Consider the following 19,003-nt stretch of genomic DNA (forward strand, 5'->3'; position numbering starts at 1 on the left):
CAACTGACGTTGTTAGTGAACTGACTTTGTTCACACTTATATATAGCCAATCACACCATTGTGATTGGCTTTTTTTTGCCTGTTTCAAATCGCTGCATGGGTTATTGCGGTTGCAGAGTTTGTTTAGCTTGTTGGCGAGCATGAATAATTTGCGGGAGCAGTGAGGTGACTACCATCGCTAGCATTAAAATAAATTGCTCAGGCGTATAGGACTCGTTTAATAGCACTAAGCCGCAACTGATACCAGCGATTGGATTGGCGATCCCACCAAATGTAAAATCAACAATCGACATGCGTTGAATTAACCACACATATAAGCCATATCCTAACGCGGTATTAAAGCCACTCACCCACAGCAAACCCATCATATTTTTCCATGAAAAAGCGCTGATCGCTTGAACGTAAGCGTCGGTATGCATCGAGGCGTGGATTAACGCGACGGGTATTAATACCATGCCACCAAACAATAACTGCCATGTGACTACGGTCCACCAGTGTATATTTTTGCCTATTTTTTGGGTGAGTAGCGAGCCGATGATCAAACACAGCATCGCTAGTGCCATGGCGAATAATCCCATACCATTGAGCGATATTGAATTCGGGTTAAAGAGTTGCCAAGCGAATACCAACAAACCAATACCGCACATTACTTTGAGTGCAGAGGGTTTGACGCCGTTAACTATCCAATGAATCAACATTGCGACCACTGGTACTCCCATCATACCGACACTTGAAATCGCTGAGGGGAGGGTTTGCGCCATCACAAATATGCAGCAGAAAAATACTCCGATATTAACTGTGCCAATCAACAGTAAGGGTTTCCATGATGCTTTTGTTGGTAAACTGGGCTTGATTAATAGCAGTAACAACCCTGCGGGAAGCGCTCTCAATACGCCCAATAACAAAGGAGGCCACCCATCAAGAGTATATTGTGTCGCTGAATAAGTGGTTCCCCATAGAAAGGCAGGGATCATGGCGAATATTATGTTCATGTGAAGTATCTCTATATTAAGTTATTTTACGTTAACTATACAGGTTGACAGCAATTCGGTAAAGTATCTTAACGTTAAAATATAATATCGCAGGTTCGATGCGGTTTGATGAGAGTAACCACAGCTAATGGATTCAATTGATATAATTCGTCGTCAATGGGCGCAAGAATGCCCAGATCTCAATACATTACCGATGGGCATTCTGGGACGCATGTTGCGCGTGACTAAATACTTAGAAGCGCAAATCAGTGATTGGCTAAAGTCTCATGGTCTGCTGACGGGGGAGTTTGATGTACTGATGACTTTACGTCGTCATGGAGAGCCGTATCGCTTGACACCTTCAGCGCTTTTACACTCTATGATGCTAACTTCTGGTGCCATGACAAATCGATTGGATAAGCTCGAAGCGAAAGGAATGATTGTCCGTGAGCACAGCCGCGAAGATAGACGCAGTGTGGAAGTGCTATTGACGTCATCAGGGTTAGCCTGCATTGATACTATTTTAGATGACTACGTTGCAATGCAAGAGAGATTACTCGTGGAGCTATCGAGCGACGATCAGCAAACGTTATCGGCGCTTCTTAAACAATGGTTATTGTCACTTGATAATGGTGAGCGATAAGCCGATATTTATTGAGACAAATAAGGGCTAAAAGATATGAAAATTATTAGTCATCAAAAAAACAGCCGGTGATAATGTCATCTGGCTGCTTTTTAATGAGACCTCAACATGGCTTGTTGAGGTCAGGCAAGTGCTTTTTTCTTTTGATAGTCTTCAATACGTTTTGCGCCACGTAGCATGGCTTCAATCAGCTCTGTGGCATTGAATTTTTCTAATGCTTCATGCGCACCAACTTGATGAGCCCTGTCTACACAGATCTCACTAGACAGTGACGTATGTAAGATAATGTAGGCATGAGATAATTGATTATCACTTTGAATCTCAAAAGACAGTTCATATCCATCTAAAGTGGGCATTTCGATATCACTCACCAGCAAATCAATGGGTGAGCCTTCACTGGCGAGCTCTTTCATTCGTGTCAGAGCTTCCGCTCCATTTTGACACACAGTATAAGCAATATTAATCCTGTCTAAGGCATCAGCAAGCTGCTTACGGGCAATGGATGAGTCATCAACCAACATGATGTTCAGTAATTTTAAGCGCTCACGTTCCACATCCGTCAACATAGGAATTTTCGTGGATTCATATTGTGGGTAAATTTTGGCTAGTAACAACTCTACATCTAAAAGTTGCACAATTTTTTCTTCAAAATGGGTAATGCCCGTAACGAAGACATCTCGACCTGCAGATTTTGGTGCCGCTTCAATAGAACGCCAATTACATTCGATGATTTTCTCAATACTACGGACCATAAAAGCAACCACGGTACGTAAACAATCCGTGACAATAAGATAGCAGTCCTTATATTCACTTGGATCAATCCGTCGAAAGCCGATAGCGGCCGGCATATCTATAACAGGCACCGTCATATTTCGGAAATTGACAGTACCTATAACATCATGATGCGAATAGGGGATTTGCGTCATGGGCATAAAAGGAATGATTTCTCGAACCTTCAATGTGCCAATGGCAAACAGCTGTTTTTGCAAGTTCAGAGTAAACATGAGCATGCCCTGAGCTTGATTTGCTTTGCTTATCGTCTTAGCCATAATTTGTTAAATATTCTGTTAATTTAAGGATACCCATTAATTATATTAACGTAATTTATAAATTCATGCGAGTTAATTGGCTGATACCAAGTTATTTGTTGATAGGGTGTGATAAATATCTGAATTGAATACGACACTATTTTTAAAGGCTTACTCCCCCCCCCCCACTGAAACAGTGATAATACTAACGATTTGGGCTTTGTCAGTGGGTACTATATACTGTCGCCCAAATTGATGAGGAGACGTTACTATGGCTTCAACCGCTGCCGCTTTACATATTTTAGTAAAGCATAAAAATCAAGCCGAAGACTTGATGAAAGAATTAAAACAAGGTGCAAAGTTTCAAACCTTAGCGAAAAAACACTCCTTATGTCCATCCGGTAAAAAAGGCGGTGATTTAGGCGAGTTTCGCCGCGGACAAATGGTGCCACAATTTGATAAAGCCTGTTTTAGTGGGGAGGTGTTAACCCCTCAACTTGTTAAAACTAAATTTGGTTGGCACATTGTGAAGGTGCTTTATCGCACGTGAGCATTAGAGTCTGAGTAGTCATTGTAAATCGACTGCCGCATGGCTTAAACATTACCTATCACGATTCATATATTGAGCTAAGATCATGGTCAGCACGATTTGAGCTGCCATGATTCACTCATTTCTGCCCAGATTCGTTTTATCTCCACGAATGTCCGGCCTGCTCAAGGGGCGTAGAAGTGATGGACTAACTCGCCCTTTGATTCCGGGTTTTTGGCTCACACCGGGACAAAAGAGATTTGGCGCGTGGGAGGACCTTTTACCCAGTGAAAGCGTCATAGCCAATTTCTTGCTTATCAACAAGCTCTAAATCGACAGCTCCTCTGAAACTATCAGTGACACGAAATTGTAGTTTTAGTTTGTAACTCGGATTTCGCTGATGACATGTTGGTCCATATGTCACTCCCGTTATGTGTAGTATTGCTTCTTTGAACTTCACAGATTCAATTATTTTCAAATATTCATAAAACTCACGTCCCGGTGATGCTATGTTGAAGTTGCCCCATTGATTTCTTCTTACTAGACAAAAAGCAGGCCCCCAAGTGCCAGAACCACCCGCGAATCCAATATCTCCAGCCCAAAATACTAAGTAATCAGCTAAAATGCCGTCGTCACAGAGTTTGACAACTTGAAAGTCATGAGGAGAGGAGCCAATCGTTTCTGCGTGTTGGAGTGCACAGTCTATTACAGACTCCATTTCTTTTTCAGACCATGAAGAATTGCCATAGCTTTCATAGTATCTCGTATCCGTTTTTTTAAGCTTTTTCTTTGGTGGCTCGACCTCAATAGATGCCAAGAATTGAGATGAAAATTCTTCGAAGCTTTGCTCTTTACTTCTCATAGAAAATTCGTTTGAGCCTTTGATAAAACTAATATAACTAATGAAATTTGCCGTAGATTTTTCAGTGTTAGATGTTCTTCTTAACTGACCTTTCAATTTATTATGGTGTCTTTTATATTCACATTCATCTATGTCATAGGAAGAAGTTTCATTCAGATATATATCTGAAAATTGCTTTACGGACCAATTTAAAAATTTTAATAGGATCTTAAACTCTTCACATTTTTGATTAATTTTTTTCATTTCAGCTCTTTTGTCTCCAATTGTCCCCAGATATACCCAAATGTCGCTAATCATTCAATTATAATGTCGTTGTCATTAAAAAAAAGGAGACATGACATGAAAAAAACACCTGTAAATGGCCCAAGCAAAACAGGAAATCCATCTGGTCTTGGTCGCGGCAACAATCCTCCACATTCTAAATAACAGCATGGACTAACTCAATGAATGAAAACCTCAACTTCGCCATACTAGTTGATGGCGAGAATGCTCAATCTAAAAAGTATACTGACATTCTTAATGAAGTCGGACGTAAAGGAAGCATAGCGATCAAATGGGTATATGCTGACTGGACTTTACCTAATAACCGGGGCTGGAAAGATATTCTGCTGGATACTGGTTCTTCCCCGAAGCAACAGTTCCATATTGCAAAAGATTCGGTTGACCATGCTCTTATAATGGATGCTATCGAGATTATCTGCACCAATGACAAAATTAATGCTTTGTGCATTGTAAGCAGCGATGGAGGTTTCGCAGGTTTGGCGCAAAGAACGCGAGAGAAAGGGCTCCACGTTATGGCAGTTGGTAAGTCAGACACGCCTTCTCATTTCCGTAATGCATGCCACAACTTTGTGTATGTGGAAAATTTGTCTCTGGATGACAATCAAGATGAAGATAGCACTGTAGGCAATCAATCAGACGATTTGGAAAACTTGTTGCTCAGAGCTTATTGGCAGCTTGTTGGCGATTCCGACTGTGTATATATGGGGGATTTAGGTACAAAATTAAAACAACTAGATAGTGCTTTTGATTCAAGAAACTATGGTTACCGAACTCTGAAAAAATTAATTCAAAACGCTTCAACACCATTGGTAACTACCAGTGAAAGTGAAGACCGTTGTTACGTTAGTTTGATTGAAGAGAAAGGCTATATAAAAGCTACACCAAGACGAGCAAATAATTATGCTTTTATTATCCATCAAGGGCATGAGTATTACTTTAGAAAAGAAGATTTACTTTATAATAATCAATGGGAAATAATTAAAGAAGGACAAGAAGTTATCTTCCAACGTTCAGCTAAATGCAATGGTAAATCACCAGGGGCATCGAATGTCAGGTGCATTTAATGAAAGACTCATACCGTTTGGAGTGTTGTCATTTGATGTGACAAACGAGGATGTAGAAAGTTACTCAGGTAACTTTTTATTTTCCTAGAAAAAATTATGAAAATTCTAGATCGAAAAAATGATCCAAACACCAGTATGGTTCTTCAAGATCAACTTTAAATTGTATCCGGCTGTACTGCCTCTTTGTGACCACTTTGGGCTGAGATTCCGTATTCTCAGGTTCAAAATGGGACAGAAGCGAACTAGAGGTTTGCTTGATTATGTACTTAAGAGGCAGTTACTTGAGAAGGTGAGCACCACGATCACTTCTCGATAGATGGGCGATGTACTTAGATTATCGATCCTACTAAGGCCGGTTACTAATCCCCAGTTCGCTAATAGTTTCGACGACTGAAGCTAGTGTAGTTTTTGCAAACGTTTCTACTTTATCCATGATTCTCCCCTTCTTACCAAGGCTACGGCTTGGCTCCGATGTTGTTAGCAATAATAGGTTTTTGGTTAAGTTCAGACCTGCCAACAAAAAAAGGCGAATGGTTCAATAGTAACCAGTGCGGTTTCTGACACCGCGTCACTTCCTGCTAGCCTAAGCACACAGGCCTAAAATGTTAAATTAGTTCTCATTCTTCGTCAAAGATTTACGTAAAACACCAATTGTCCATTCCCGTTGCGTGAGCGGATGGTCTGGAGGTTATAGGAATAGTGAGACAATCGTTATTACCACTCGTCAGAGATTGGAGATAATGATGGTACATAAACGGGTTCAATGCACACAAAGAAGAACAGGTATTGCTGTTCAATTCGAAATTGCCCCGATAACTCAGCAAAGCTTAAGCCATTGGATATATCACAGCACCCTTGAACCAAGAGACTTTTTATTTCCGAGTCTCCGGAAAGGAAACCAATCTTTAAGTTATTCCTATTATCGAAAAGTCATTAAATCCTGGGCCGAAAAGTTAGGTTTAAATGTTGGTTTATACGGTACACACTCAATGCGAAGGACGAAAGCCACATTGATTTATGCAAGAACGAAAAATATCCGAGCAGTGCAAATGCTGCTAGGTCATACAAAAATCGATAACACAATAAGTTATCTTGGAATTGAGGTTGAAGATGCTTTAAAACTTTCCCTTGAGACGGATAGTTAATGGTTTATTGGCTTAAACGGTAGCATTCGGTCAGCTTTTTAATCAAATACTTGCCTGAAAGCTGCCTCAAAATCATTCAGCATCCAATTCCTGACTACTTTCTCATGTCAGTTCTTGACCTACATTTACCAATAGCCGATTATGAGCATGATCGAATACTTATGATTATACAGACATGTCTGCAATTTATGAGTGGAAGGAGGAATAAGACCTATAGAACAGTATATGACGTCTGTATTTTATGAATATATTATAAAGACAATGTCTGCTGAAAAGACACTGTTAGCCGCTCGAGAATTTATCATCATGTCAAAGCAATCTGAAAATTTAAAAATTGGACTTCTGGATAATGGATCTCATTCATTAAAAAGAGGTTTTGAAATGTGGACACAATGGGAAGAAAGCGAAGATGCTTGGCTTTTAAAAGAAGCCGTTATTTGGGTCCATCACGGTATAGAACTGGTTTTAAAACAGCTATTAGTTCAAACAAATGAGTTCTTGGTATTCCAGGATGTAAATAAAGCGGTTGAAAGACTCGGAATTCTTAGAAATAAACGCGGAATGAAAAATGCGGGTATTCTGGATCTATTTGACCATGATGACAAGGTTATGTCAGTAGGTTTTAGAAGCTTAATCGAACGTGCAGCAATAACCTTGTCAATTAGTGAGCTTGAAGAAGGTGGGGTATTAAGATCGAAGATTGATCGTTTGACCCGGTATAGAAACAAAATTGTCCATTTTTCTCTAGAGCTGGACGTGATTGAAGTTTCAAGTTTATTGTCCGATCTTCTTAACCCATTATTGTCTGTACTGGCAAGAGAGATAAATGATCACAATTTTAAACAAGTAGTTATCCCAAAAATTATGAAACTGGCTCAGCCGATACAGAAGTATCTAGAGTTTGTTAGAAGTAATATTGTGGATAGTGCTATAACTGCTACTAAACAAGCTTTACCTCCAAAGGGCAGTGGTAAAGCTGGGGTGGTGGTTCAAGTAATGGGTAGTGGTTTGAGTATTTCCCTACTCATGTATCTGAAAGAAATAAGAGAGCTGTGTGCGCTTAAAGATTACTCTGTTGTTATTCTAGTTGACAGAAAAATTTTAGAGAGTCAGTTGCTTAAAGCCATTACGGAGAATAGTGATATTTGCCCGATGGTTCCTAGCAGTAAAGGTGAATTAATTGAGTTGCTAAATTCAAATTTATCTAATGTCATAATAACGACAATTCAAAAAGTTGACCCTAATTATTTAGCCGATAAAAATACCCTCTTCATTGGTTATAACTTGCTTCCCGGAACAGAGAAATTACTTTCTTTTTCTTCTATTGGTGTTCGTATCTTGTTCACCAATATCCTTTCACCTAGAGACATTGAGATTTATGGTGACATCGTAGGTATGTATGATCTTCAGCAAGCAATGCTCGATGATGTGCTTAAACCTATTAAGATTGAAAAAATCGAATTTCCATTAGATCAGGTTGATTCTTATAAACAGATCGATCAGGAGATGTACGAACTAAGTGATGGTTTCGATTATATACATAGAAGCCCCCCTTTTTTAAAGACTTGTGCTCTAAAAATTATTCAGCATTTTGAGTTGCGCAAGGAAGTGGTGCACGGAAAGGCCATCATCATTGTGAGAGATCTCGATGCAGCGACTCTATTGCTGGAATGCATATTAGAGTTACGGCCTGATTGGAGAGAAGAAGATATTCGAAATATGGTCGTCAGTACAATATCATCTCGTAATTCATTTGATGAAAGTAACTTTATACTCAATACGTTTCAGGATAAAGATAGCTCTCTTTCACTATTGATTGGAACAGGAAGCTACCTGATAGGTTATGATAATCGTTATATTAATACGGTGTACGTTACTTGCCCAATTTCCAATCAATTGCAATATAGACTCGTAGGTTTAACGAGTCGGTATGACGAAGGTAAATCTGAAAATATAATCGTGGACTTTATTGGTTTAGATTGGTCGATCAAATAAACAGGCTAACAAGTTGCTCCACGCGGATAAATTAATCGCTGCGCTCCTAATTTACCAGTGAACAAGGCGTTATGCGGGCAAACGTTAATCATAAAAAGGACTTTAGACGTGAAATTAGAAAATGTTGTTCCTTGGGGACGAACGCTCAAAGAATATGAGCTAATGTTTAAAATACTTGAAGAAGATAAAGAGAAAAGAATCCTTGGATGTGGTGATGGTCCTGCAAGTTTTAATGCAGAATTGACCCAAAGTGGGTGCTATGTAGTTTCAATTGACCCTATTTATCAGTTTTCTAAGCAGCAAATAAGCCGTAGGATCGATGAAGTCCGCCCGATAATAATGCAGCAGCTAACGAAAAATTTGGATGGTTACGTTTGGGATGTATTAGGTTCTCCGCAGGCGTTAGAGAACACTAGAATGATGGCAATGAACCACTTTTTAGCCGATTATGAAGATGGTAAAAATTCGCAAAGGTACGTTAGTGGCTCACTGCCTCACCTTCCATTTGACGACAAAGAATTTGATCTAGCATTGTGTTCTCACTTTTTGTTTCTTTATGACGAGCATTTATCTGAACTAGAACATATTCAAGCTATTATCGAGCTTGTTCGCGTATCACAAGAGGTTAGGATATACCCTTTGATTTCGTTAAATGGTAAACCCTCAAGTTACTTATCTGGGGTGGTTAGGCACTTAGAGAGCCTTGGTATTTCTGTAAGCCTAAAAAGTGTTGAATATGAGTTTCAAAAAGGCGCAACTCAGATGCTTGTGGTAAAAGCCGCATAACAAACGAGTAAGGAATCAACATACTTTTCCTAATATGACAAAACCTTGTTAGATCTGATGATCTAACAAGGTTTTGTCCAAAAATGTGTTTGTGTAGAATTACCGTCACAGTTACTACATGAGATACTGTGAGAGTGTATTGTAGGGTGTTATTCCGAACCTAAACATGACCTCGCGAGTGGAGATTGGCAAGGCGTAGCGTTACAACGTGAGGCCAAATGCTGACCATCTTCGCTAGGGTCACGCATTGAAAACCTCGATTACCTCATTCAGTTGGGTGATAACGCAAGGATGCGTATGGGAAAAAAAGATTTATCTAACATGGGATCCGCTCACGTTTCTATTGAGACATTCGCAGGCGAACCTTGTATTGTTAAAAAGGGGGCTTCGGACGTCGAAATGGCTTTTTACCAGTTTGCTGCTGGGGCATTAGCAGGCGTAAATACTCCCAAATTACGCCATGCCAGTGGCAATCATTTAGTGATAGAGTATATCCCTCATCGCATTACGCTCGATGGCCTGCATGCCAATACCAGTACCTTTGAACAATTAGCTTGTATTCATCATTCGACCTACCAACCTCATTTTCCAATCACGACCCACTCTTGGAATGCAGGCTCGACTGACTCTGCCATGCAGGTCTTAAACTTGCCTCAGGTAACTCAAGATTCGATAAGAACCATTGAGCAATTATCCTGTGAACTGTTCAACGATAACGTATTGATCTCTGGCGATACCAATGAAGGCAACTGGGGAGTTAGAGATAATGGCGAATTGGTGTTGTTTGATTGGGAGCGGTTTGGTGTGGGCAGTCCTGCCATTGATTTGGCGCCCTTGGTGAGAGGATTAGGAAGCGTCAGTGAGTATGAATGCATCATAGAGCGTTATGCTCGATACTCGGGCTCCTTTTCTCAAGATAAATTACTCAGGCAGTTGATTTTGGCGAAAGTTTGGCTAATTGTAGACGTCACGAATATTTTGGCTCGTCGAGCGAAATCATCCGCCTCTATTTACTTTGATTGGTATAGAACGCATGTTCCTCATTGGTTGATGTCCGTAGAAAAGAGAATATAACAGCGGTTCAGACAAACTTGCGGTGAACCTTCACGATAGGAGCCCGATTGAGCGTGTCATATCCAGCGGTTTATATTCACGTTTTATGAGAAGCCATTCCAGTCGATGTCTATAATGTCTGATATTATCGGTTTGGCGCTATGTGTCTCTAAGGAGGCAGTGTTTATGCACTGTTGTATGAGACGTTACTTATAAGGAGTATGGGACCATTAAATACATCTGGATTATCATTTATGTTGCTGGGTTAATTTGGTCTGGTATACATCCCAAAGATCAATTTACTTGGTTTCTTGAGGTGGCCCCCGCGTTAATTGGCGGTGTACTGCTCGTCGCGTCATATCACTCATTTAGGCTGACGCAACTTGTCTATTGGTTGATTCTATTGCATTGCATCGTTCTGATGATTGGTGCTCATTACACCTACGCTGAAGTCCCGTTGTTCGATGGAATATTGGGATCAGAACGCAACAACTACGATAAAGTTGGTCATTTTTTCCAAGGCTTTGTTCCCGCTTTATTGGCGAGAGAAATACTCATCCGTAAAGGCGTCGTCAATGGAAAACGTTGGTTGGGGTTCATTGTTGTTTCAATCTGTTTAGCCTTCAGTGCATTTTACGAGCTCATAGAGTGGTGGGTGGCTTTAACGACGGGTGATGATGCCGAGGCATTTCTTGGGACCCAAGGTTATGTATGGGACACGCAATCGGATATGGGGCTTGCTTTGCTAGGCTCAATAAGCTCGCTGCTCTTGTTATCCAGACGTCATAATGCTCAATTAAACAAAGTTACCCGCTAAGTAATAAGGGGGATAACTGTTCGCTAGTGCCAGAGCGCAGATAAGTACGTTGGATATTTGATTGCCTCAATGTTTGGGTTCGACCGAAATGCAGAAGATACGTGGCGATACAGCCTTTGATGAAATAGAAGAGGGGACTCAAGAGTCGTTAGCGCATTATGGCTAAACCTAATAAAAAAGGCCCAACACGTACCGTTGATATCACTTGTGCGAAATGCCGCACGTTACTTTATAAATATCGTAAAGGCGGTAAAGGCGCGTTAGTAAAGTGTTTTATTGAACGTATCGTTGAAGATCACACGACTAGCACTTGTCAGTGTCCTGGCTGCGGACAGGTGTTTGCCCGTGAAATGCTGATACGAGGAACGCCAGCGTACAAAATGATAGGTGGTAAAGTACACATGAAATAGGCTGACAGCATATCGCCAGCCTGCGGAACTAGCCTATTGTTTATGACGCGGTGGGCGAGTCAATGTGTCATGGTAGCGCCGCTTTATTTTTCGTGCTGTATTTGATTACGACCATTTTGTTTGGCGAGATAGAGTAAAGCGTCTGCACGATTGACGATAGAGTCTAAATTATCGTCCGGACGAAGCTCTGTTACCCCAATACTTGCCGTCACAATAAGTTCAGGAATACTTGCGTCGATGATGTGAGACTCTGCTTTACTACGAAATCGTTCTAAACTCGATACCGCACTTTTCAATGATGTATTAGGCAAAATAGCAATGAATTCCTCACCGCCCCAGCGACCATAAATATCTGTTCCACGACAGTTTGCTTGCATTAATTCACTGTGTGTTTTTAGCGTTTGGTCGCCTATTGAATGCCCGTATGTATCATTGACCTGTTTAAACCGGTCAAAATCTATAATCGCAACACATAAAGGTATTTCTAGAGCCGCACTATGTTGAATCATTTGAGTTAATGTTACTTCAATATAGCGCCGATTCACGAGTCCAGTTAAATCATCAGTATTAGCAATGCGTTCCATTTCTTTATGGGCATGTTCCAGAGCGCTAATATCACTATTACGTCCAATTTCGTGCCCCACCCATGCTGAAAACAATTTTACTAATTCAATATCTTGTTGGATAAAGGGTCGGCAAGGCTCGGGGCTTGAAAAATTCAACGTACCAAAGCGACCCCCATCGACAAATATAGGTGCGCCTAGATAGGCCTCTAAACCAAAATTTTTGAAACACGGGTGACACGCAATGCTACTGTTGGAGACATGGTTAAAGCCTTGTACATCGTTAGCATTATAGACATGACTGCAATAGGTACCTGCTAAATCAAAAGTCATTCCCTTTTCTAACGCATTCTCTGGATGCACTGCTTGTTGAACAACATATTCTGATTCTGTCACTTTACTAAAAATACCAATAGGTAAACCGAATAACCTTGTGCCTAATTCCAACACGGCATGGACACGCTGTTCAAAACTTAACTGTCGCGAAGAGGTAATTCTATGGAGTCGGTTAAGAGCTTCTTCTGTGGCAACTTGTGTCGTGACATCAGATATTAAGGTTACAATACAACTTGGGTTGCCATTATCATCATAAACGATACCACCGTAAGTTTTGCCAACAAATGACTTACCACTTTTTGTTGTGTATTGCACATTGGTGGCAGTATTTGTCGATTTGTTCAGTCCATTATAACGCTCTTTACCTAGACGTTCATATTCTTCAATCGTTGCGTAGAATATTTGCGTGCTTTTATGAACAAGTTCTGAAACTTGATAACCAAATAATTCACAAGCTTTCAAATTAACACCGAGTATTTGGCGATCTAAGGATGTAATCACAGTCGCTTGATCGAGGTATTCGAATCCACGTGATAATACAGCTAAATCTTGGTCACTGAGGGTGTTTTTTTGCGGCATAATTAACCTTACTTGAGCAGCATAAATATTGGCTTACGGCAAAGTATAGGTACGAATTTGAAAAACGGCAATAACGCTAAAAAGGTAATGAATAATATACAAAAAGATGGCGGCAGAGCAGCATAAAAACTTATGATTCTCTGCCGCAGAGATCGGCGGTTATATTACCGATCATGCGAGATGATGTGGCGGGTTAAAGATCAAAACGATCCGCATTCATAACTTTATTCCATGCCACGATGAAATCACGCACAAAGCGTTCTTTGTTATCATCTTGGGCATAAAACTCAGCATAAGAACGCAGAATCGAGTTCGAACCAAAGACGAGGTCGACCCGTGTTGCGGTCCATTTTACCGCGCTCGAGTGTCTATCGACAATATCATAGCTATTACGGCCCGTTGGTTTCCACTGATAACTCATATCCGTTAGATTAACGAAAAAGTCGTTCGTTAATGCGCCTTCTCGATCGCTAAATACACCGTGTGCCGTATTATTATGGTTGGTGCCCAATACGCGCATACCGCCTATTAAAACAGTCATTTCTGGTGCGGTTAACCCCATCAGTTGTGCTCGGTCTAGCAAGAGCTCTTCAGGTTTGACGGCATAGTGCTGTTTTTGCCAGTTACGGAAGCCATCTGCGATAGGTTCTAGTACGGCAAAGGCATCTTCATCCGTTTGTTCGCTGGTTGCATCGCCGCGTCCTGGAGTAAATGGCACCTCAATGACGTAGCCTGCCGCCTGTATTGCTTGTTCTAGTCCTACATTACCTGCGAGCACAATAGTATCTGCGATACTAATTGCATGTTGTGTCGCAATCGGTGTCAGTATGGACAAGACGCGATCAAGTCTTTCTGGTTCGTTGCCTTGCCAGTCTTTTTGTGGTGCTAAACGAATACGCGCTCCATTCGCACCGCCGCGTGCATCGGATTGACGGAAAGTCCGAGCGCTATCCCAAGCGGTCGCGATCATTTCTGCTGGCGCTAAGTCAGTGGCGGCAATGGCTTGCTTGACGGCATCAATATCGTAACCGGTGCAGCCTGCAGGAACCGGATCTTGCCAAATCAAGGTTTCTTGTGGTACATCGGGACCAAAGTAGCGAGATTTAGGGCCGAGATCTCGGTGGGTTAATTTAAACCAAGCACGAGCGAAGGTATCGGCAAACAGGGCAGGGTCGTTATAAAAACGCTCCGCGATTTCACGATACGTAGGGTCCATTTTTAATGCCATATCGGCATCAGTCATCATTGGGTTACGGCGGATTGATGGGTCTTCAACATCGACGGGTTTATCTTCTTCCGCAATATTGACCGGCTCCCATTGCCAGGCGCCTGCAGGACTTTTTACCGTTTCCCAATCGTGCTTAAACAGCATCTCAAAGTAGCCGTTATCCCATTGCGTTGGGTTGGTGGTCCAGGCACCTTCTAAACCACTGGTGACGGCATCGCGACCAATACCCCGTGTTTTATGGTTCATCCAGCCAAGGCCTTGTTCTTCAAGATCCGCGCCTTCTGGTTCTGGGCCGAGATTATCGGCATTACCGTTGCCGTGACATTTACCGATTGTGTGCCCACCTGCGGTTAACGCTACGGTTTCTTCATCATCCATCGCCATACGAGCAAAAGTTTCACGCATGTCGAGTGCGGTTTTCAATGGGTCAGGTGTGCCGTCCACCCCCTCTGGGTTAACGTATATTAATCCCATCATAACCGAGGCGAGTGGATTTTCGAGCTCACGATCTTCGGTGTAACGGGTACCATCACTGCCACTAGGCGCAAGCCATTCTTTTTCTGACCCCCAGTAAGTATCTTTTTCTGGATGCCAAATATCTTCACGGCCAAACGAGAACCCAAAGGTGTTTAATCCCATTGATTCATAAGCGAGTGTACCCGCTAGCAAGATTAAATCTGCCCAGCTAATTTTGTTGCCGTATTTTTTCTTGATTGGCCACAGTAGGCGACGTGCTTTATCAAGGTTACCATTATCTGGCCATGAGTTGAGAGGCGCAAAACGCTGATTACCGTTCGCACCGCCACCACGTCCATCTTCTATACGGTAACTGCCGGCCGAGTGCCATGCCATACGAATCATCAATCCGCCGTAATGACCCCAATCGGCAGGCCACCATTCCTGGCTATCGGTGAGGAGAGCTTTTACATCGTCTTTCAATGATTGCACATCTAAGCTTTTGAGGGCATTGCGATAACTGAAATCCGCTGGGAAGGGAGAGGTTTTGGTATCGTGCTGATGCAAGATGTCTAGGTTAAGGGAATTCGGCCACCAATCAGTATTTGATTGTGTGCCTGAAGTGAGACTGCCATGCATAACCGGACATTGACCGGTCGTATTGCTTCCGTGATTTGCCATATGAGCTCTCTTTTTTATATGTTAGACCAATACTACTGAGTAAAAACTAACTAAAAATAATCATAACCATTTTTTGTTACTCATCGTCAGCATTTCGCTAAAAACTTCAATTATTCGTTAAATACCTCGAGATGATCACGAACGGATAAAAGAAAAGGTTGGGCGGGGATCATAAATTGAAAGTGATTGGAGACCCGTTCAGTACGTTATAGAATTTTGGTGAATAATGTTGCGTAATTACTATCATTCTCAATGATAGAATCAGCCTATTATTCCCGATTTCAGATAATAAGTACGACATTCAGATTAACGGCTAAGAAAAATGCCTTAAGCATCGCAATTTACATGATAAATCGTTATTATTTTAAGCCATTTTAGTTGGCTTTAGAGACAGGTACTGTGGGTCAACGGAAAAGTAGGCGTTACTGTTACTTTCCTCTCGATTAGAATAAACGTTGCACTTTATATTGTAGTGCTTTGTTATTTTAACCATTCATGTTTACGTTGATGCTCAATAGGTATGTAATGATCAGTCAAACCAAGGTGCTTTTCTGCACAAACGGACTTACCGCTTTAGCTTTTGCGCTAATAATGCCAGTCATGACACTGTATCTTGTGAATGGATTACATGTAGAGCCCGGTTTGATAGGCGTTTATACTGTGATTACATCAGGTATGACTGTGCTACTGAGCCAGCGCTTAACGGCGCTGATTGATAAAGGGGTCTCTCCTAAGCTTTTGATTATTTTATCTCTCTTCGGGATTATTGCTGGCTCGGCTGGTTTTGCATTATCCACAAACTTTTGGCATGTTTTACTCGTCGGGTGTGTGATTATGCCGCTCGCGTCTTCCTCTATCCCATTGATATTGACCATCATTCGTCGTTTTGCTGATTCAACAGGTAAAAGTAGTACTAAACTGAACTCGCAAATGCGTTCGTCCGTGTCGTTATTGTGGGTAGTGGGGCCGCCAATTGCTTTTTTCTCTGTCGATAAAATCGGTTTTCGTTCTAACTTTTATTTATCGGCAGCGGTTGCGGTAGTGGTTCTTGTGTTAGTGATGAGTCAATTAAAGGATCCGCAACTTCCGCCAAAATCTGAACATGAGAGTATTTTACCTGGGCTTCCAAAAGTGGTGTGGTGGTTAGGCGGCATTATGTTATTGGCGAATATGGCGAATAGTATTTATGTATCTTCTATGCCTTTGTTTGTTACCAAAGAGATGGGCTTATCGAGTGCTTACCCTGGGGTATTCTTTGGTTTAACGGCGGCGGTCGAAATCCCTGTGATGCTCATGGTCGCGGGTTGGGCTACTAAGTTTGGCAAGCTAACGATGATTCGAATTGGGTTTCTATTCGGTATGGCGTTTTATATCGGGATGTTTTTTGCTGATACGTTATGGGCAAGTATTGCCTTGCAATTGGTCAACGGTGTGTTCTTTGGGATCTTTGCTGGCTTAGGGGTAACAGTGATGCAAGATTACGCGCCAGAAACGATAGGTAAAGCATCCGCGTTTTACACCAATTCCATGCTCGTTGGCACCATGTTAGGCACCAGTGTGATGGGGATCATTGCACAATATTTTGGTTTTAAGGCTCCACTCATTTTAAGCTTAGTGATGTTGTTCTGCGCCGCTATTGGGTTATGGTGGTTTGAACACCATTTTGAGCCGCGTCGCTCACAGTGGCGCCAAGATCAAGCAAATTTATGATGACGAATCCATTGATTTAACCACTGTGGCCAAGTTGCGACAGGTAATCCGCGAGTCTGCTTGATACCAAACCCGTGCCCGCCTTTTTCGACTAAATGCATCTCGACGGGAATGTTGTGAGCCTTCAGTGCTTGCCACATGATGAGGCTATTCTCGGCGCTGACTGCTGGATCATCATTCGCATGCAAAAGAAAGCAGGGGGGCATCGCATCATGAACCATCGTTTCGATAGAATAGGTCGGATGTAATGTTTCATGTGCTAGAGTGCCTAATAGTTGCTGGCGCGAGCCTAAATGAGTGACCTCGGCATTCATACTAATCACTGGGTAGATAAGCCCGAGAAAATCAGGACGTGCAGAGACGCTATCGCACAACTCGCGGGGTGTGTACGTTGCTCGCTCGTACGCTGCGCCCAACCACCCGGCAAGGTGCCCACCAGCAGAAAATCCCACCGCACCAATACTCGAAATTTGCCATGTGTGTTGCTGGTGGCGAATAATCCGAATCGCACGCTGCGCATCAGCCAGGGTTGCTTCGCTCCCCATTGCATGCCCATCGCCGGGTAAACGATAATTCAACACGAAGCAGGTATAGCCTTGTGCGCTCATTTCTTTTGCAATATCGATCCCTTCTTTATCGTAAGCAATCTTGGTGTAGCCTCCACCCGGGATCAATAAAATCCCAATTCCGTTAGACGCTGATGGAGTGACGACTGTTACCTCAGGTTGAGTGGTATTGATCGTTAAGCGATCATGGCATTGGGGATCCCCACGTTCAATATAAGACTGTTGTAATCCTATTGGGGCCGCTTTCGTCAGCGTATCGGGCCACAGTGGCAGCGTTGTGTATTGTGGATTCAACTCGTTTAGCGAAGTGAATAAGTAGGATATTACCTCTGTCATAACCGCTCTAATTTATTTTATAAACGATGGATAAAACAGTTACACAACTCGCGACAAAAATCCAGTCATTGGGCGTATGGTGAAGGATGTAAGTCCTCCTGCGATGGCCGCCAAATAGTGATCAAACAAAGAATAATAATGAGCCTAATGGCGTACCATAGAGTACGTACACACAGTTTACAGGTTTGCAACTCTTATCAGTATTGATTAAACGCAGTAACGCATTGTGAGCCTCTATTAACGTTTTTTATCGATAGGATTAATTTTTTTAGTTGTTAGATTGAGCTTATGTCTCTATAAGTATCTGTTTTTTCCTATATAGGATCGATTATGTCATTGGATAAACTAATGGCGAGTATTGAAAAGCAAGGTTGGTTTGTGTGGGATGATTTTTTGTCTGCTGAACAAGTGACTGCTTTGCGTCAATGTTTGCCGTCTGAATGGAAGCAAGCCAAAATCGGACGTCGTGATGATACGCATCAAGATGTTCGTCGTCGTACCGATAAAATTCATTGGATGCACCCTAACATGGGTTCTCCAGTACAAGATTATTTAGAACGCATGAAAGCGATTCAGAATATGATGAATCAGCGCTTTTTCATGGGATTATTTGAGTACGAGTCGCACTTTGCTAAGTATGAAAACGGCGATTTTTATGAAAAGCATTATGACTCGTTTAAAGGCAGCAGTAATCGGCGTTTAACCACAGTGTTTTATCTTAATGAAGAGTGGCAGCCATCACATGGTGGGGTTCTAAACCTTTATAACCAAGAAGAACAACAGATATCTCAAGTCGAGCCGCATGCAGGGCGTTTAGTGGTGTTTCTTTCTGAAGAGTTTCCACATGAGGTGTGCGTCAGTCATCAACTGCGCTATAGCATTGCTGGTTGGTTCCGGATTAACGGTGTGAAAGATGGGGTAGTCGATATTGCTCATTAAGCCTATCGTAAGTCATTGTTTATA

General features: G+C 41.9%; 17 protein-coding genes. 11 read left to right on the forward strand and 6 right to left on the reverse strand.

Annotation, left to right across the window (positions count from 1 at the left end):
* Positions 1 to 101 precede the first annotated feature (101 nt).
* Positions 102 to 992: a DMT family transporter gene (locus OCU30_RS13415; protein ID WP_077314547.1), complete on the reverse strand. Its 891-nt coding sequence runs from the start codon at positions 990 to 992 to the stop codon at positions 102 to 104.
* A gap of 127 nt (positions 993 to 1,119) precedes the next feature.
* Between OCU30_RS13415 and OCU30_RS13420 the strand changes: the two genes are divergently transcribed.
* Positions 1,120 to 1,614 carry a MarR family winged helix-turn-helix transcriptional regulator gene (locus tag OCU30_RS13420; RefSeq protein ID WP_077314546.1) on the forward strand — a complete coding sequence of 165 codons (495 nt, stop codon included), beginning with the start codon at positions 1,120 to 1,122 and terminating at the stop codon, positions 1,612 to 1,614.
* Positions 1,615 to 1,736: 122 nt separating this feature from the next.
* Here the strand turns inward: OCU30_RS13420 and OCU30_RS13425 are convergent, their stop codons facing one another.
* Positions 1,737 to 2,663 carry a chemotaxis protein gene (locus tag OCU30_RS13425; protein WP_077314545.1) on the reverse strand — a complete coding sequence of 309 codons (927 nt, stop codon included), beginning with the start codon at positions 2,661 to 2,663 and terminating at the stop codon, positions 1,737 to 1,739.
* 250 nt (positions 2,664 to 2,913) lie between these two features.
* Here OCU30_RS13425 and ppiC point away from each other — a divergent pair, with 250 nt between their 5' ends.
* Positions 2,914 to 3,192 (forward strand): peptidylprolyl isomerase PpiC, encoded by a 279-nt coding sequence (ppiC, locus tag OCU30_RS13430; RefSeq protein WP_077314544.1) that lies wholly within the window; start codon positions 2,914 to 2,916, stop codon positions 3,190 to 3,192.
* Between the two features lie 259 nt (positions 3,193 to 3,451).
* Here the strand turns inward: ppiC and OCU30_RS13435 are convergent, their stop codons facing one another.
* Positions 3,452 to 4,276, reverse strand: a complete 825-nt coding sequence (locus OCU30_RS13435; protein ID WP_139343487.1) for a hypothetical protein — start codon at positions 4,274 to 4,276, stop codon at positions 3,452 to 3,454.
* Between the two features lie 200 nt (positions 4,277 to 4,476).
* On the opposite strand from OCU30_RS13435, the gene OCU30_RS13440 reads away from it, so the two are divergent.
* The 7 genes from OCU30_RS13440 to OCU30_RS13470 all read left to right on the forward strand — a co-directional run bounded on the left by OCU30_RS13440 (position 4,477) and on the right by OCU30_RS13470 (position 11,585).
* Positions 4,477 to 5,379, forward strand: coding sequence for an NYN domain-containing protein (locus OCU30_RS13440; protein WP_077314542.1), 903 nt, complete (start codon positions 4,477 to 4,479; stop codon positions 5,377 to 5,379).
* 668 nt (positions 5,380 to 6,047) lie between these two features.
* Positions 6,048 to 6,524: a tyrosine-type recombinase/integrase gene (locus OCU30_RS13445; RefSeq protein ID WP_261821314.1), complete on the forward strand. Its 477-nt coding sequence runs from the start codon at positions 6,048 to 6,050 to the stop codon at positions 6,522 to 6,524.
* A gap of 225 nt (positions 6,525 to 6,749) precedes the next feature.
* A complete protein-coding gene (locus OCU30_RS13450) occupies positions 6,750 to 8,519 on the forward strand; it encodes an HsdR family type I site-specific deoxyribonuclease (RefSeq protein WP_077314540.1) in 1,770 nt (589 codons plus the stop codon).
* Between the two features lie 108 nt (positions 8,520 to 8,627).
* On the forward strand, positions 8,628 to 9,305 hold the full coding sequence (locus OCU30_RS13455) for a class I SAM-dependent methyltransferase (RefSeq protein ID WP_077314539.1): 678 nt from the start codon (positions 8,628 to 8,630) through the stop codon (positions 9,303 to 9,305).
* Positions 9,306 to 9,602: 297 nt separating this feature from the next.
* Positions 9,603 to 10,379, forward strand: a complete 777-nt coding sequence (locus OCU30_RS13460; RefSeq protein WP_077314538.1) for a phosphotransferase family protein — start codon at positions 9,603 to 9,605, stop codon at positions 10,377 to 10,379.
* Between the two features lie 223 nt (positions 10,380 to 10,602).
* Positions 10,603 to 11,175 carry a DUF2238 domain-containing protein gene (locus OCU30_RS13465; protein WP_476756246.1) on the forward strand — a complete coding sequence of 191 codons (573 nt, stop codon included), beginning with the start codon at positions 10,603 to 10,605 and terminating at the stop codon, positions 11,173 to 11,175.
* A 158-nt stretch (positions 11,176 to 11,333) separates the two neighbouring features.
* The gene (locus OCU30_RS13470; RefSeq protein ID WP_077314536.1) at positions 11,334 to 11,585 is read left to right on the forward strand and encodes a hypothetical protein; all 252 of its coding nucleotides are present in this window, start codon (positions 11,334 to 11,336) and stop codon (positions 11,583 to 11,585) included.
* Positions 11,586 to 11,668: 83 nt separating this feature from the next.
* On the opposite strand, the gene OCU30_RS13475 is transcribed toward OCU30_RS13470, so the two are convergent.
* Complete coding sequence (locus OCU30_RS13475; protein ID WP_077314535.1) at positions 11,669 to 13,063, reverse strand: GGDEF domain-containing protein; 1,395 nt, start codon at positions 13,061 to 13,063, stop codon at positions 11,669 to 11,671.
* A 193-nt stretch (positions 13,064 to 13,256) separates the two neighbouring features.
* The gene (gene katG, locus OCU30_RS13480; RefSeq protein WP_077314534.1) at positions 13,257 to 15,428 is read right to left on the reverse strand and encodes a catalase/peroxidase HPI; all 2,172 of its coding nucleotides are present in this window, start codon (positions 15,426 to 15,428) and stop codon (positions 13,257 to 13,259) included.
* Between the two features lie 525 nt (positions 15,429 to 15,953).
* Here katG and OCU30_RS13485 point away from each other — a divergent pair.
* Positions 15,954 to 17,138, forward strand: coding sequence for a sugar efflux transporter (locus OCU30_RS13485; RefSeq protein ID WP_235861862.1), 1,185 nt, complete (start codon positions 15,954 to 15,956; stop codon positions 17,136 to 17,138).
* Here OCU30_RS13485 and OCU30_RS13490 read toward each other — a convergent pair.
* Positions 17,123 to 18,040 carry an alpha/beta hydrolase gene (locus tag OCU30_RS13490; RefSeq protein ID WP_077314532.1) on the reverse strand — a complete coding sequence of 306 codons (918 nt, stop codon included), beginning with the start codon at positions 18,038 to 18,040 and terminating at the stop codon, positions 17,123 to 17,125. The genes OCU30_RS13485 and OCU30_RS13490 overlap by 16 nt on opposite strands.
* A 330-nt stretch (positions 18,041 to 18,370) precedes the next feature.
* On the opposite strand from OCU30_RS13490, the gene OCU30_RS13495 reads away from it, so the two are divergent.
* Positions 18,371 to 18,979, forward strand: a complete 609-nt coding sequence (locus tag OCU30_RS13495) for a 2OG-Fe(II) oxygenase (protein WP_077314531.1) — start codon at positions 18,371 to 18,373, stop codon at positions 18,977 to 18,979.
* Positions 18,980 to 19,003 lie beyond the last annotated feature (24 nt).

This window comes from Vibrio palustris, assembly GCF_024346995.1.
Classification (GTDB): Bacteria; Pseudomonadota; Gammaproteobacteria; order Enterobacterales; family Vibrionaceae; genus Vibrio; species Vibrio palustris.